This is a genomic window from Nonomuraea sp. NPDC050153 (assembly GCF_044460125.1).
Lineage (GTDB): Bacteria > Actinomycetota > Actinomycetes > Streptosporangiales > Streptosporangiaceae > Nonomuraea.
Genome location: NZ_JBITJQ010000009.1, coordinates 1 through 14272 on the forward strand (window position 1 = coordinate 1; position 14272 = coordinate 14272).

At 70.4% G+C, this 14272-nt stretch carries 14 protein-coding genes; 7 read left to right on the plus strand and 7 right to left on the minus strand.

The genetic code is table 11. The features are described from left to right. Positions 1–357 precede the first annotated feature (357 nt). Positions 358–591, minus strand: a complete 234-nt coding sequence (locus ACIBQ1_RS23020; RefSeq protein WP_397280366.1) for an antitoxin — start codon at positions 589–591, stop codon at positions 358–360. Positions 592–720: 129 nt separating this feature from the next. Here ACIBQ1_RS23020 and ACIBQ1_RS23025 point away from each other — a divergent pair, with 129 nt between their 5' ends. Further along, positions 721–1845: an acyltransferase family protein gene (locus ACIBQ1_RS23025; protein ID WP_397280368.1), complete on the plus strand. Its 1125-nt coding sequence runs from the start codon at positions 721–723 to the stop codon at positions 1843–1845. A 4-nt stretch (positions 1846–1849) separates the two neighbouring features. On the opposite strand, the gene ACIBQ1_RS23030 is transcribed toward ACIBQ1_RS23025, so the two are convergent. The 3 genes from ACIBQ1_RS23030 to ACIBQ1_RS23040 form a co-directional block, all read right to left on the minus strand. Beyond that, positions 1850–2653: an SAM-dependent methyltransferase gene (locus tag ACIBQ1_RS23030; protein ID WP_397280369.1), complete on the minus strand. Its 804-nt coding sequence runs from the start codon at positions 2651–2653 to the stop codon at positions 1850–1852. Positions 2654–2799: 146 nt separating this feature from the next. Next, the gene (locus tag ACIBQ1_RS23035; protein ID WP_397280370.1) at positions 2800–3276 is read right to left on the minus strand and encodes a hypothetical protein; all 477 of its coding nucleotides are present in this window, start codon (positions 3274–3276) and stop codon (positions 2800–2802) included. A gap of 120 nt (positions 3277–3396) precedes the next feature. Then, positions 3397–4275: an LLM class F420-dependent oxidoreductase gene (locus ACIBQ1_RS23040; RefSeq protein WP_397280372.1), complete on the minus strand. Its 879-nt coding sequence runs from the start codon at positions 4273–4275 to the stop codon at positions 3397–3399. Between the two features lie 427 nt (positions 4276–4702). On the opposite strand from ACIBQ1_RS23040, the gene ACIBQ1_RS23045 reads away from it, so the two are divergent. The 6 genes from ACIBQ1_RS23045 to ACIBQ1_RS23070 all read left to right on the plus strand — a co-directional run bounded on the left by ACIBQ1_RS23045 (position 4703) and on the right by ACIBQ1_RS23070 (position 11495). After that, positions 4703–6004: an ABC transporter substrate-binding protein gene (locus tag ACIBQ1_RS23045; protein WP_397280373.1), complete on the plus strand. Its 1302-nt coding sequence runs from the start codon at positions 4703–4705 to the stop codon at positions 6002–6004. A gap of 23 nt (positions 6005–6027) precedes the next feature. Next, positions 6028–6957 carry a carbohydrate ABC transporter permease gene (locus ACIBQ1_RS23050; protein ID WP_397280949.1) on the plus strand — a complete coding sequence of 310 codons (930 nt, stop codon included), beginning with the start codon at positions 6028–6030 and terminating at the stop codon, positions 6955–6957. Next, entirely contained in the window at positions 6947–7810 is an 864-nt protein-coding gene (locus tag ACIBQ1_RS23055; protein WP_397280375.1) for a carbohydrate ABC transporter permease, read from the plus strand. Before ACIBQ1_RS23050 ends, ACIBQ1_RS23055 begins: the two co-directional genes overlap by 11 nt. Positions 7811–7822: 12 nt before the next feature. Next, positions 7823–9196: a Gfo/Idh/MocA family protein gene (locus tag ACIBQ1_RS23060; RefSeq protein ID WP_397280377.1), complete on the plus strand. Its 1374-nt coding sequence runs from the start codon at positions 7823–7825 to the stop codon at positions 9194–9196. A 137-nt stretch (positions 9197–9333) separates the two neighbouring features. Next, positions 9334–10233, plus strand: coding sequence for a PmoA family protein (locus ACIBQ1_RS23065; RefSeq protein WP_397280379.1), 900 nt, complete (start codon positions 9334–9336; stop codon positions 10231–10233). Continuing rightward, positions 10230–11495, plus strand: a complete 1266-nt coding sequence (locus tag ACIBQ1_RS23070) for an ROK family protein (protein WP_397280381.1) — start codon at positions 10230–10232, stop codon at positions 11493–11495. The genes ACIBQ1_RS23065 and ACIBQ1_RS23070 overlap by 4 nt, the downstream gene beginning before the upstream one ends. A 33-nt stretch (positions 11496–11528) precedes the next feature. Here the strand turns inward: ACIBQ1_RS23070 and ACIBQ1_RS23075 are convergent, their stop codons facing one another. The 3 genes from ACIBQ1_RS23075 to ACIBQ1_RS23085 all read right to left on the minus strand — a co-directional run bounded on the left by ACIBQ1_RS23075 (position 11529) and on the right by ACIBQ1_RS23085 (position 14242). Next, on the minus strand, positions 11529–12722 hold the full coding sequence (locus tag ACIBQ1_RS23075; protein WP_397280382.1) for an esterase-like activity of phytase family protein: 1194 nt from the start codon (positions 12720–12722) through the stop codon (positions 11529–11531). 75 nt (positions 12723–12797) lie between these two features. Beyond that, positions 12798–13004 carry a DUF1330 domain-containing protein gene (locus ACIBQ1_RS23080; RefSeq protein WP_397280384.1) on the minus strand — a complete coding sequence of 69 codons (207 nt, stop codon included), beginning with the start codon at positions 13002–13004 and terminating at the stop codon, positions 12798–12800. Positions 13005–13108: 104 nt separating this feature from the next. Next, positions 13109–14242 carry a HupE/UreJ family protein gene (locus ACIBQ1_RS23085; RefSeq protein WP_397280385.1) on the minus strand — a complete coding sequence of 378 codons (1134 nt, stop codon included), beginning with the start codon at positions 14240–14242 and terminating at the stop codon, positions 13109–13111. Positions 14243–14272 lie beyond the last annotated feature (30 nt).

The following is a 14272-nucleotide window of genomic DNA, read 5'->3' on the forward strand; positions in this document are numbered from 1 at the left end:
CATGACGGGCCGGGGCCTGCTACCGGGCGCTCCGATGCTTACCCGGACGGGACTTTCACCCGCAGGCCTGGACCAGCTTCCAGGACGCAACATGCGATCACCGTACAGGCCCGGCGACAGGCCGGCCGCATGCGACCGGGCCTGCCAGGTGCTGCACACTTCGTCCTTGACATCCTCCAGGTCGTCCAGGACCAGCGCTGGGTGAGCTTCATGTACAGCCACCCCGACTACATCCCGGAGCGTCCGCACGTCGTGCGCCGCGCCCTGGACCTGCTGGAGCCCTACGCGTTCGACAGGGTCCACGGGGGTTGGTGGAAAGGCGTCGTGAACGGGGACGGCGCGGAGGCCGTCCGCCGTTCAGCCCTCGCGCCTCTGGTCCTTGTTCTCCTCGTCCCGATCGGACGGCTGCTTCTCGCCGCCGCCGTACCGCTCCTGCAACGCGTCCGCGCCCTTCGAGATCTGCTCGTCGTACTTGTGGCCGGTCCGCTCCTTCGCGTACTGCTCGGCGCGATCCACCACCTGGTCGGCCTGCTTGGAATGCCCTCTGGCCAGGTTCTCCGCCTTCTTCAGCCATTCTGCGATGCGGCTCATGAACGTTTCCCCGTTTCTTCGGACTATGAGCGCCCCCTACCCCCGCATCCGGTACATTCACGCCGCCCGCGAGGCCCCTGAGCCGGGACGTGGCTCGTCGACGATCCCGGATGGCCTAGACTCCGGCAGATGTTCTCGGCCCCCGCCCGGCTGGCCTGGCTGGACGCCCTGCGGGGACCGGCAGCGCTGGCCGTCACGCTGCACCATGCCGGCTGGACCTTCGCTCCGGGCCTCTGGGCGGAGGTGGACCGCCGGATCGACTTCGGCGCCTTCGGCGTGTTCGTGTTCTTCCTGGTCAGCGGGTACATCATCCCCGCCTCCCTGGAGCGGCGCGGCGACGTGCGGGCCTTCTGGACCGGGCGGGCCTTCCGCCTCCTCCCCCTGCTGATCAGCGTCTGCGGCCTGGTGCTCCTCCTCGCCCAGGCAGGCGTGCTCCCCCTCGAACCCCGGCTGGCCGACCGGCCCGTCCCCGTGGTCGCGCTCGGCAACCTGACCATGCTGCAGGAGTTGCTCAACCTGCCGCCCCTCATCAGCGTGACGTGGACGCTCTCGTACGAGATGGCGTTCTACCTGATCAGCGTCGCGCTGTTCCAGGTCCGGCAGGCGGGCAGGTCAGCGGAGATCGCCGTCGTCCTCGCGCCGGTGGCCGTGGGGCTGGGGCTGCTGGTGCCGCAGACGATGCTCGGCGGCCAGGACGACCTGGCCGCCACGCTGCTCCCCGTCGCGGTCGTCGCGGCCATCGTGGTGACCGCCCTCGGACGCGGCAAGGTCCGTACGGCCGCCGCGGTCGCGGGCGGTCTCCTCGGGCTCGGGCTGGTGATCCTGGGCAGCCGGGGCGGGACCTGGCAGGGCGTGATCATCCTGGCGACGATGTTCGCGGGGACGGCGGTGTACCGGGCCGAGCGGGGAGCCGTCCCCTGGCGCACGGCGGCCGTCGCGGTGGCGGTGGTGCTGGTCTGCGGGCTCCCCGCCAAGGACGATCCCGGCTGGGCACCGGCGATCACGCTGGCGTTCGGCGCCTTCGCGCTGGCGTTCGCGCTGCGCCGGCGGACGTTCCCGCGCTGGCTGCCCTGGCTCGGCATGATCAGCTTCTCCGTCTACCTGCTGCACCCGATCCTGCTGCACGTGATCCCGGACCCGGTGCTGTACTTCCTCGTCCTGATCCCGCTCAGCGCCACGACCTACCGGCTGATCGAGGCTCCTGCCCAGCGTCTCGGCAAACGCCTGCTCGCGGCCGGGGCCGAGCGTCGTTGAGCCCTCAGGGCTTGCGCCCGACGCCCCCGTACAGCCACCGCGTGGCGGCGGGAGCCGGGTCGGCCGGGTCGGGGTGCCAGGTGTCGATGGTGACCACACCGGGGTCCACCAGGTCGAACCCGTCGAAGAAGCCCGTCACGTCCTTGTGGTCGCGGAAGTAGATCGGCGTCGGCGTGGCCGCGTACACCGCCTCGATCTGGGCGACCGCGTCCGCCGAATGGCCGTCGCCGGTGACGTGGGTGGCCGTGAGGTGGCTGCCGGAGACCAGGGCGTGGCGCAGCTGGCCCATGACGGAGCCGCGTTCCTCCAGGGTGAGGAAGTGCACCATGGCGATCATCAGCACGCCGACCGGCTCGTTGAAGTCGATGAGCTTGACCGTCTCCGGATGCCCGAGGACGTCGGCCGGGCGGCGCATGTCGGCGGCGGCCACGGTGGTGTTCTTGTCGGTCGCCAGGAGCGCCCGGCCGTGCTGCAGCACGACCGGGTCGTTGTCGACGTACACCACGCGGGCGTCCGGGATGATCTGCTGCGCGATCTCGTGCGTGTTGCCCACGGTGGGCAGGCCTGAGCCGATGTCGATGAACTGCCGGATCCCCCGCCGGGCCATGTAGCGCACCGCGCGGCGCAGGAACGCCCGGTTCTCCTGGGCCAGCTCACGGATCTCGGGCATCGCCTTCTCGACCTGCCGTACGGCCTCACGGTCGATCTCGAAGTTGTCTTTCCCTCCGAGGTAGTAGTCGTACATACGGGCGACGCTCGGCCTGGTGACGTCGATCCCCATCCCACCGCCACCGCCTTGCTCCGGCATGCCACGGCCTCCATTCGTGATCATTCCGTACACAAGTTATCGCAATCCGCGAGGGAGGCGAGTCAGGTTTTGGTGTCAAACGTGGCGTTCTGCTCCCTTCACCCGCCCTGACTGGTGACATGGCTCACAGTCAACACCGGGGCCGCCTACAGGAGGTCGTTGATCAGGTCCCTGAAGTCCTTGCGGTAGTCGAAGTTCTGCATGTCCTGCAGCCACACCGCGCGGATGAAGGGGATCTTGAGGTCCTTCCTGATTCGTCGCAGCCAGATCTCCCAGTCGTCGTCCTTGATGACGCCGAGCCGGTATCCGGTGTGGGCGGCCTCGTAGCGATTGAATATCGACCAGGCGAGGGCGATGTTCTGCACGGATATTTCCGGATTCCGTCGGACGCTGTCGCCGATGAAATCGATGTCCGCGAATATCTCCCGAACGCGGTCATTGTCGATGATCATGGTGTTGATCTCGTTGAGGTAGTCGATGAGCCGCTGGTGGGTGCCGTACTCGAGATTCGCGGCCACCAGTCTGGTCTGCCTCGTCAGCGCCCTCGTCTGGAGCGCGACGAAGAGCAGCGTGACGAAGTTGATCGACGCGGTCACCAGGAGGGCCACGCCTTCCGCGTTCATGAGACGGACCTCGGCCGCACCCGGAAAACCACCGTTCCATGCTACGCGGGCCCGATATTCATCGCGGACGATTCTCCGCTTCGATGGATATTGGCTTTTGGCGAGGTCGGCGGTTGTTCATCAAAAATCACTCCCTTTACGGCCGAATGGGATAATGGCGGATATCCGCGCGGCGAGCTCGGCCAGATGGGCCTGCCACGCGTCGGTGGCGGGGTCGGGCACCGCGACGATGACGTGGTCGATGCCCAGGGCGGCGAGCTCGGCGCAGCGCCGAACACTCCGCTCGACGCTTTCGCCCTCGGGGATGCGCATGTGGAGGGTCTTCTCGATGTCCTCGTAGGGCCGGCCCAGCCGTTCGCAGTGGGCGCGCAGCACGCCGAGCTTGTGCCGGACGTCGGCGCCGTGCAGGAAGTTGCAGGCGTCGGCGTACTGGGCGACGAGGCGGAGGGTCTTCTTCTCCCCGCTGCCGCCGATGAGGATGGGCGGGTCGGCCTGCGGCGCGTTGAGCGTACGTTCCAGGATGTGGTGCCGGCCCCGGTAGGGCTCGTCCCGGTCGCTCCACATCTGCCGGGCGATCTGGAGGGTCTCCTCCAGCCGTTCGAACCGTTCGGCCAGCGGCGGGAAGGGCAGCCCGAGACCGCGGGCCTCGGGCTCGTACCAGCCGGCGCCGATGCCGAGGACGGCACGGCCGCCGGAGAGCGCGTCCAGGGTGCTGACCTGCTTGATCAGCAGGCCGGGCGCGCGGTAGGCAGCGCCGGTCACGAGGGTGCCCAGGGTGACCCGGCTCGTGAGCGCGGCGGCGTAGGACAGCGCCCCGTACGCCTCCAGCATCGGGTCCTCGGCGGCGCCGAAGTTGGGGATCTGGAAGAAGTGGTCCATCACCCACAGGCTGCGCAGCCCCGCCCGGTCGGCGCCGCGGGCGACAGCGGCGAACTTACCGGCGATGGCGGCGTCGCCGCCGGGCCAGAGGAAACGCGGGCAGGTCAGACCAAGGTCCATGGGGACGCTCCTTGATGAGGTGAAGGGCAGGCGCCCGCCGCGGGTCACGAGTGAGGGCGGGCATGAAAAAACCCTCTCGCCTGGGCTGCGCCCGAGGCCGAGAGGGCTCCGATGAAGAGCATTATCTCACGGATGCCGAACCACGCGCACGGCCGGAGCAGACCGTCCCCCTATTTGTTTCATGGGTTGACGTAACTAGAAATGCCGACGTAACGTGACCTTCAACTTCGGATGAGCGGCCTGCTTCCGCAGGTCGCCGCCGTTTCAAGCGCGTACGGCCGCCGCGCGGGCGGCGTCCCCGTCCAGTGCTCCCGACTGCCGTACGCACACGCCCCTTATCCCCCCAGGACGTCTTGTCGCCGGCTCGCCGGCGCCCTCCCGAAGGGACCGCGCCCAGATGACCCCTCGATCCGCTCGAATGGCCCCGATGTCGTTAAGCCGCCGGAACCTGGTGAAGCTGGCCGGGCTGTCCGGCCTCGGTCTCGGCCTGACGGCGTGCGGCCGGGGCTTCGGCGGGGGCGGCGACGGATCCGGTGGCGGCGTCCAGCTGAACATGGTCTGGTGGGGCGACGCCTCCCGGGCGCAGAAGACGCAGGCCGCGCTGGATGTGTTCAAGAAGAAGAACCCCGGCGTCACGGTGAAGACCGAGTACCAGGACAGCGGCCCGTACAAGGACAAGCTGGCCACGCGCTTCGCCGCCGGCAACCCGCCGGACCTGATGATGATGCGCATGGACAGCCTGCGCGAGTACGCCGACCGCGGCGCGCTGCTCGACCTCAACCAGCACGCCGGCGCGATCGACCTCTCCGGGCTGAGCGAGAGCGCGCGGGCGCTCGCGATCGTCGGGGACAAGAGCTTCGGCGTGCCCTCCGGCCTGAACAGCATCGGCTTCGTCGTCAACAGGACGCTGACCGAGAAGTACGGCGTGAAGATCCCGGACGGCGACACCTGGAGCTGGCAGGACCTGGCCGCCTTCGCCCGCGAGATCAGCAAGGCCAGCGGCAAGAAGGTGTACGGCACCGGGTTCGAGGCGTACACCCTGGCCAACCTCATCGTGTTCACCCGCCAGCGCGGCGAGGACTTCTACACCCCCGACGGCAAGCTCGGCATCAGCGAGGCCACCCTCGTCGCCTGGTTCGAGATGTTCCAGGCCATGCGGGCCGACGGCGGGTTCCCGCCGGCCGGGTTCTTCGAGAACGTGGGAGGCTCGCCCCAGCAGTCGTACCTGGCCAAGGGCGCGATCGCGTCGCAGATCATCCCCACCAACAACTTCCTGGGCTACAACGCCGCCGCCGGGGGCAACCTCGTGCTGCTCCGCATGCCCGGCGAGACCACCGAGAAGCGGCGCGGCCAGTCGATCGACACCCCCGCCCTGTGGTCGGTCGCTGCGCAGTCGAAACACCCGGCCGAGACGCTGAAGCTGCTCAACTTCCTCATCAACGACCCGGACGCCTCCAGGGCGACCGGCACGACCCGCGGCGTGCCCGCCAACGCGAAGGTGGCGGCCGAGGTCAGGCCGAGCCTGCCGCCCGACGACCAGGTCGCCACCGACTACCTCATCGGGCTGCAGAAGGAGCAGCTGCCGCGCTCCTACACCTACCCGCCGGGTTCGAGCAGCATCGCCGCCGGCATGCAGTCGATCGCCACCGAGGTCGAGTTCAGGCGCCAGACGCCGCGGCAGGGCGCCGCGGCGTTCCTCGACGCGGGCAGGAAGGCGCTCGGCGGGTGAGCAGGGCGAAAGGCGCGCCGGTCCTGGACCGGCCGGTCGCCGGCGCGGGCGCGTCCGCCGGGCCGCGGCGCGGACGGCCGGCCAGGCCGCCCCAGGACCGGGCCGGATACCTCTTCCTGCTGCCGTGGTTCATCGGGATGCTCTTCACCGTCATCCCGTTCTTCGCCTCGCTCTATCTGGCGTTCACCGACTACAACCTCCTCAACGCGCCGAAGTGGATCGGGCTGGACAACTTCGCGGAGATGCTCCGCGACCCGGTGCTGCACCAGTCGCTGAAGGTCACCTTCGTCTACACGTTCGTGTCGGTGCCGCTGTCGCTGGCGGCGGCGCTGGGGGTGGCCATGCTGCTCAACCGCGGCGTCCGGGGCCTGTCCGTCTACCGGGCGGTGTTCTACCTGCCTTCCCTGCTCGGCGGCAGCGTCGCGATCGTCCTGCTGTGGCGCTACATCTTCGGCCTCGACGGCGTCGTGAACGCGTTCCTCGGCTGGTTCGGCATCGACGGGCCCGGCTGGACGACCGACCCCGACTACGCCCTCACCACGCTCATCGTTCTGCACATCTGGACGTTCGGCTCCCCCATGGTGATCTTCCTGGCCGGGCTGCGGCAGATCCCGGGCATGTACTACGAGGCCGCCGCCATCGACGGCGCCTCGCGCTGGCGGCAGTTCCGCTCGATCACGCTGCCGCTGCTGAGCCCGATCATCTTCTTCAACCTGATCCAGTCCCTGATCTCGTCGTTCCAGACCTTCACCCAGGGATTCGTCATGAGCGGCGGCACCGGCGGGCCGGCCAACTCCACGCTCTTCTACAACCTGTACCTGTACCAGCAGGGCTTCTCGCAGTTCAACATGGGCTACGCCTCGGCCATGGCCTGGATGCTGCTGGTGATCATCGCCGCGTTCACCGCGATCAACTTCCTGGCCGCGAAGTATTGGGTCTTCTATGACAACTGAGGAAAGTTTCGTCGAGCGCGTGGGCCGGACCCGCCGTTCCCGGTACGCCAAGCACGTGCTGCTCTGCGTGGCCGGCGCGGTCATGATGTACCCGCTGGCGTGGCTGATCTCCAGCTCGCTCAAACCGGACCGGTTGATCTTCACCGACCTGTCGCTGTGGCCCTCCGAGTGGAACCCGGCCAATTACCTGGACGGGTGGACCGCCCTGGAGCAGCCGTTCAGCGTCTACCTCGCCAACTCGTTCGTGATCGTCGTGCTGAGCATCATCGGCAACCTGGTGTCCTGCTCGCTGGCCGCGTACGGCTTCGCCCGCCTGAAGTTCACCGGCCGCAAACTGTTCTTCACCCTGATGCTCGGCACCATGATGCTGCCCGGCCACGTGCTCCTGGTGCCGCAGTACATCGTCTTCGCCAAGCTGGGGTGGCTCAACACCTACTACCCGCTGCTCGTGCCCAACTTCCTGGCCACGAACGCGTTCTACATCTTCCTGATGGTGCAGTTCATGCGCGCCCTGCCCAAGGAGCTCGACGACGCCGCCCGCATCGACGGCTGCGGGCCGTTCCGCACCTTCTGGAAAGTGATCATGCCGCTGTGCATGCCGGCGTTCGCCACCACGGCGATCTTCACGTTCATCTCGGTGTGGAACGAGTTCTTCGGCCCGCTGATCTACCTGACCGACTCGGAGCTGTACACCGTGCCGCTGGCCCTGCGGCAGTTCATCGACTCCGAGGGGCAGTCGCAGTGGGGGCAGATGTTCGCCATGTCGTTCCTGTCGCTCGCGCCCGTCATCGGGTTCTTCATCGCAGGCCAGAAATACCTGGTCAAGGGCATCGCCACCACCGGCCTGAAATAGGGGATCGCACGCATGGCCCGACCTCGCCGCTACGCCTTCGTCGGCACCGGTTCACGTGCCCGCATGTACCTGGGGGCGCTGCTCGGCCCGTACGCCGACGCCGGCCACCCGGTGGCGTTCTGCGACACCAACGAGGTACGCATGTCGTACTACGACCGCCTCGTCGGCGAGACCCGGCCCGACCTGCGGATCGCGCACTACGAGCCCGGCGACTTCGGCCGCCTGCTCGCCCGGGAGCGGCCGGACGTGGTGGTGGTCACCTCGCCCGACGCCACCCACGCCGCCTACATCAGCCAGGCGCTGCGCGAGGGAGCGGACGTGGTGTCGGAGAAGCCGCTGACCGTGGACGTCGCCGGACTACGGCAGATCAGCGACGCGCTCGCCGCCGGGACCGCGAGCCTGATCCTCACCCACAACTACCGGTACTCGCCCAGGAACGCCCTGGTGCGCCGGCTCATCGCCGAGGGCGCCATCGGCGAGGTCACCTCCCTGACCTTCGAATGGTGCCTGGACACCGTGCACGGCGCCGACTACTTCCGCCGGTGGCACCGCGACAAGAGCGTCTCCGGCGGCCTGCTGGTGCACAAGGCGAGCCACCATTTCGACCTGGTCAACTGGTGGCTCGCCGACCTGCCGGAGACCGTGTACGCCCGCGGCGGCCTGCGGTTCTACGGCTCGGACAACGCCCGTAGGCGGGGGCTCGGGCCGCGCCCGGAGCGCAGCAGGGACGCCGCCGGGCCGGGCGACCCCTTCGCGCTCGACATCGCCGCCGACGACCGGCTGCGGCTGCTCTACCGGGACGGCGAGCACCTGGACGGCTACATCCGCGACCGCGACGTGTTCTCCGACGGCATCACGATCGAGGACAACCTCAACGTCGTCGTCGGCTACCGCCGCGGCGCGTCGATGTCGTACACGCTGAACGCGCACAGCCCCTGGGAGGGGTACCGCGTGGCGATCAACGGCACCGGCGGGCGCGTCGAGCTCGACGTGGTCGAGCGCACGCACGTCGAGCCCGTCGCCACCAGCGCGGCCATCGCCGCCGCCACCGCCGTGGACGCCCGCGCCGCGGACGGCGGCCAGGACGGCGGGCCGGAGCAGCCGCGCCGCCGGGGCGCGCGGCTCCTCCTCCAGCGGCACTGGGAGCCCGCCCGTTCGGTGCCGATCCCCGAAGGTGGCGGAGGGCACGGGGGCGGCGACACGATGCTGCTCGACGAGGTGTTCCGCGGCGCGTCCGGCGACCCGCTGCGCCGGCAGGCCGGGTTCCTCGACGGCGCCGCGAGCGTCCTGGTCGGCGTCGCGGGCAACGCGTCGTTGCGCACCGGGGAGGCCGTCCGCCTCGACGACCTCGGGCTGCCGCTGGCCTCGGTGCCCCGTCCCACGTGACGCCGCCGGGACGCGCCCTGTACGCCCGCCGATCTCGAAACTGGGGAAACCGGGAAGTGCCGTACGCTCAAGAAGCACAGCGACCCTGGGGAGAGACCCTCGGCCCCGTCGAGGCCCAGAGAGGCGGCGATACGACCATGCACGCTCCCGGCGTACCTCCCGCGCGCACCGACCGGCCGCGCGGAGTCGCCGTGCTGCGGCTGCGCGGGCACGACGTCGCCGAGTACGTGTGGGAGCCCGACCTGCCGCTGTCGGCGTCCCCGCGCCCCTACCTCCATCCGGTGCGCACGCTCGGCGGCGTCACCGTCACCGACGCGGCGCCCGACTCGCATCCCCACCAGTTCGGCATCAGCGTGGCCGCCCCCGACGTCGACGGGCGCAACTTCTGGGGCGGGCGCACCTTCGTCGCCGGCCACGGGCCGGCCTGGCTGGACAACCACGGCACGCAGCGCCATCAGCGCTGGCTGCGCCGCACGAACACCGAGCTGCGGCACACCCTCGAATGGACCGACCCGCGCCAGGCGACGCTGTTGCGGGAGCAACGCTCGATCACCTGCCGGTCGGTGAACGAGACCGCCTGGTCGCTGAGCATCCGCACCCGGCTCACCAACGCCACCGGCGGGCCGCTGCCGTGGCGCACCCCGGCCGCGCTGGGCCGGGTCGGCGCCGGCTACGGCGGCATCTTCTGGCGCGGCCCCGCCTTCGCCGGTGCCGCGCAGGTGCTCAGCCCGCACGGCGCCGACGTCCAGCGCGTCCACGGACACGCCGCCGACTGGGTGGCCGTCACCGGAGGCGACCGCGACGGCCGCCCCTGGACGACGCTCTTCACCCCGGCGGACGAGGCCACCGCGCGGGACAGGTGGTTCGTCCGCGCCCGCGACTACCTCGGCGTCTGCTCGTCGCCGGCCTGGGACGAGCCGCTCGTGCTGGCGCCCGGCGAGACTGTCGACCGGCACGTCGTCACCGTGGTGATCGACGGCGTCGTCTCCGCCGCCAGCGCCGCCGAGCTCGCCGCCACCGCCCGGTCGGCCGCATGACCGCGCACATCCGGCCGAGCAGGCCCCGCCAGTCCGAAGAGCCCGTACGGCAGGAAAACCTGCGCACGCTCAACCTGGAGCTGGTCTTCCGCCACATCCTCGCCGCGGCGCGCCCCATCTCCCGCACCGAGCTCGCCTCGATCACCGGGCTGACCCGCCCCACCATCACCCGCATCGCCGAGGAGCTCCTGGCCGGCCAGCTCATCACCGAGGCCGGACTGTCGCACAACGGACGCGCGGGGCGGCCCCGCGTCGGCCTGACGCTGTCCGAGAAAGGACCGGCCGGGCTCGGGCTAGACATCCGCGCGGACGGCCTGGCGGCCTGCGTCGTCGACCTCACCGGCACCGTCCGCCATCTGGCCTTCACCCCCGCGGCCTACTCCGGCTGGAGCGCTCCCGACGTGCTCGCCGAGCTGGCCCGGATGGCCCGGGCCGCCGTCGAGGCCACCGCCGCCGAGGACCTCACCGTCCTCACCACCACCCTCGCCGTCCCCGGCCCCGTGCAAGCGGGCATCGTGCAGTCCGCGCCCGAGCTCGGCTGGCGCGACGTCGACGCCCAGGCGCTGCTGCGCGACGCCATCCAGCCGCTCGACCTGCCGCTCGACCTGCCGATCACCGTCGACAACGAGGCCAACCTGGCCGCTCTCGGCGAGCTCTACGCCAGCGACAACACCCTCGACAGCTTCGTGTACGTCTCCGGCGGGCTCGGCATCGGCGCCGGCATCGTCCTGGACGGGCAGCTCATGCGCGGCGCCCGCGGCTGGAGCGGCGAGCTCGGGCACGTGACGGTCTATCCCGACGGCAACGCCTGCCCGTGCGGCTCGCGCGGCTGCCTGCAGACCTACGCCAGCCTGCAGGCCGTCCTCGGCGACGAGCCCCCGCCGGCCGGCACCACCCCCGACGCCGCCGCCACCGGCCGGGCCGAGGCGGGCCACCCCGCGACCATCGCCGCCCTCGACGCGGCCGGCACCGCGCTGGGCATCGCGCTGGCCGACATGCTCAACATCCTCGACATCGACACCGTGCTGCTGGGCGGCAGCTTCTCCCTCCTGGCGTCCTGGCTCACCACGAACGCCCGAGCCGAGATCGACCGGCGCGTCCTGACCGCCGCCTGGGCGCCCATCACGCTCCGGCCCGCCCTGCTGGGCCCGGACGCCGCCGTCATCGGCGCCGCCCTGACCTCGATCGACCAGATCCGCCGGCATCCGACCACCTGGCTCGCCCGCCGGCCGTCCCAGCCGAGCCACGTGACCTCGGCCTGATCTGGGGGACGGGGCGGGCGATGCCAGGGCTCGTCAGCGGGCGTGCAGGCGCCAGGGCAGGCGGACGGTGATGAACTCGTCGTTGTCCGGCCGGCCCGGCGTGCGTCCCGACGAGAACGGGAAGTTGTTGTCGTTGAGGATCCCGATCGTGCGGTCATCCAGGATGACGACGTCCTCGATGGTCTGGAACGGGAAGCGGAACGTCTCCCCGAACCCGCCGAGCCCCTTGGGGTTGGCCAGGTTCAGCAGGTCGGCGGCCAGGGTCTTGTCCATGGCGCCGTCGTGGTCGCGGTCGCGCCTGTCGGCCAGGTAGACGCGCTTGAGCGCGGCCGCGTCGCCCTGGTTGTTGTCCCGCTCGATGATCAGGAAGCGGTTCTCGTCCACCGAGATGGCGTCGCCGATCGCGTTGGCCGGGCTGTCCAGCCGGTACGTCCACCGCTTGCCGGTGTAGGCGCGCCTGCGGACGTCGAACTCGTTCAGCCGCAGCGTGCCCGCCGGGTCGCCGTTGACCGTGCCCTCCAGCAGCGGGTACAGCCGCCGCCCGTCGGCGGAGCGGGCCATGCCCTCGAAGCCCTTGCTGCCGGCCAGGTTCGGGGTGGCGCCGTTCAGCGTGGGGTTCTCGGGCGCCTTGACGCCCGGCAGCTCGATCGGGGCTTCGAGCAGCGTGCCCCGCGCGGAGAAGTGCAGCAGGAACGGGCCGAACTCGTCGCCGATCCAGTACGTGCCGTCGTCGGCCCGCACGATCGACTCCACGTCGAAGTCGGCGCCGGTGAGCCTGCGGTCGGCCCTGGTCAGCGGCCAGGACACCCGGCCGTCGGAGTCGGACAGGTTGAACCCGCCGAGCACGTTCACGGTGCCCGCGCGGAAGTCCGGCTTGACGCGGTGGACGCGCAGGAGGAAGTCGGCGCTGTTGGCCTTGCCGCCGTACCCGTTGTCGGACAGGACCTCGAACGTGCCGTCACCGCGACGGACGATGCCGCTGAACCCCTGGATCGGCTGGCCGGAGAAGGGCGGGGTCACCCCGTTGATCGGGGCCGTACCGATCTGGGAACCGGACGGCTCGCTGCCGGGCACGAAGGTCTGCGCGGGGAGCGAGGCGAACCCGGTCAGCGTGGCCCGGCCCGCGCCGTCCGGCGTGACGGCGGTGGCGTAGGACGCGGGGCCGGTCGCGGCGGCGAGGCTCACGGCCAGCGCGGCGGCACCTACCGCCAGAGGGATGCGTTTCATGCCCGGCACGGTAGAGGCACCAAATGACGCGTTTACTAACAAACCGTGCATGCCGCGTTCACCTTTGGCGCGACCTCACCGGTTCGCCGCCGCCCGCATCGCGGCCGCCATCGCCGCCGAGTCGTGGTCCGGCTCCGTGCCGTCCACCAGCACCAGGTCACCGGGGATGTGATCGGCACGCAGGCGCAGGATGTCCTGGTAGGCAGGCGAGTCGTACCACTCGCGCGCCTGCTCGATCGGCTCCGCCGTAGGACGCAGGTGGGCAAGGGCGTACGCGCTCATGGCGGTCTCCTTCGTCAGCGGGCCGCCGTCCCGGCGGCCTCATGGACGACATCCTTTCGCGCGCACGTAAGGGCGTCGATTACCTCGCAGGTAAGGCAGAACCGTCAGAGCGGCAGCGGGATGCGGTCGAAGAACCAGTACAGGCTGACCGCCACGATGGGGACGGAGATCGCGACCACCGCCCAGCGGGCCGCGGACGTGCGGCGCAGCAGCGCCAGCAGCGGGAAGAGCACGGCGACGATCACGAGTTGCGTGGCCTCGATGCCGAGGTTGAAGCTCAGGAGCGACAGGAGCAGCCCCCAGGACCCGCTCTCCTTGATGTCCAGCGCGCCCGCGAAGCCCAGCCCGTGGATCAGGCCGAAGGCGAAGACGATCGGCAGCCGCCACCTGCCCAGCCGGTCCTCGTCGCGACCCAGGAGGTTCGCGACCGCCACGACGATGATCGACACCGCGATGACCGGCTCGACGATCGCTCCGGGAACGTCCACGACCCCCATCGCCGCCAGCAGGAACGTGATGCTGTGGGCGACGGTGAAGGCGGTGGCCGTGACGACGACGTCGCGCAGGCGGCGGGCCCCGATGACCAGGGCCAGCAGGAAGAAGATGTGGTCGAGGCCGAACAGCAGGTGCTCCACGCCGAGCAGGAAGAACTCCCAGATCTGGCTCGACGCCCGGTGCGCGCCGACCGTCACCGTCGGCGCCGTGGCCTCCAGGACGGCGGAGCCCGTCTCGCCGTCGAGCTCGTACCGGACCATCGTCTTCGTGCTGTGGACGAAGCTCTCGGCGTCGGGGAAGAGCGCGCTGGAGATCGCGTGCGCTCCCCCGCTCGGGCCCTGGCAGGCGTAGGCGAAGGTGAGCACGGCGAAGGCCGCCTTGCCGCGCACGCGGATGTCCGCGTCGCCGACGGGGGTGGGGGTGCACGGCTTGCCGGCGTACGTCACGGCGAAGCGACGCGTGACATAGTCGGTCACCGCGTCGCGGTTGATCTTGAGCTGGCGGAGCTGTTCGGCCCGCTCCTTGGCGTCGTAGGCCTCGGCGTAGAGCCAGGCCGACTTCATGAGGAGGTCGTACTCGAGGTCGAGCACGGCCTTGACGTCCAGGCCCGTGCCGGTCACCTCGGCGTGGGCGGTCGTGGTCGCGTCGTGCGCCGCCGCCGGGGCGGGACGCGCCAGGTCGGCCAGCACACCGCCGAGGACCAGGGCGAGGACGACGGCGGACAGCCAGCGCATGCGGGGCATGTCTCGTCTCTCCATGTCAGGGATGAGTGC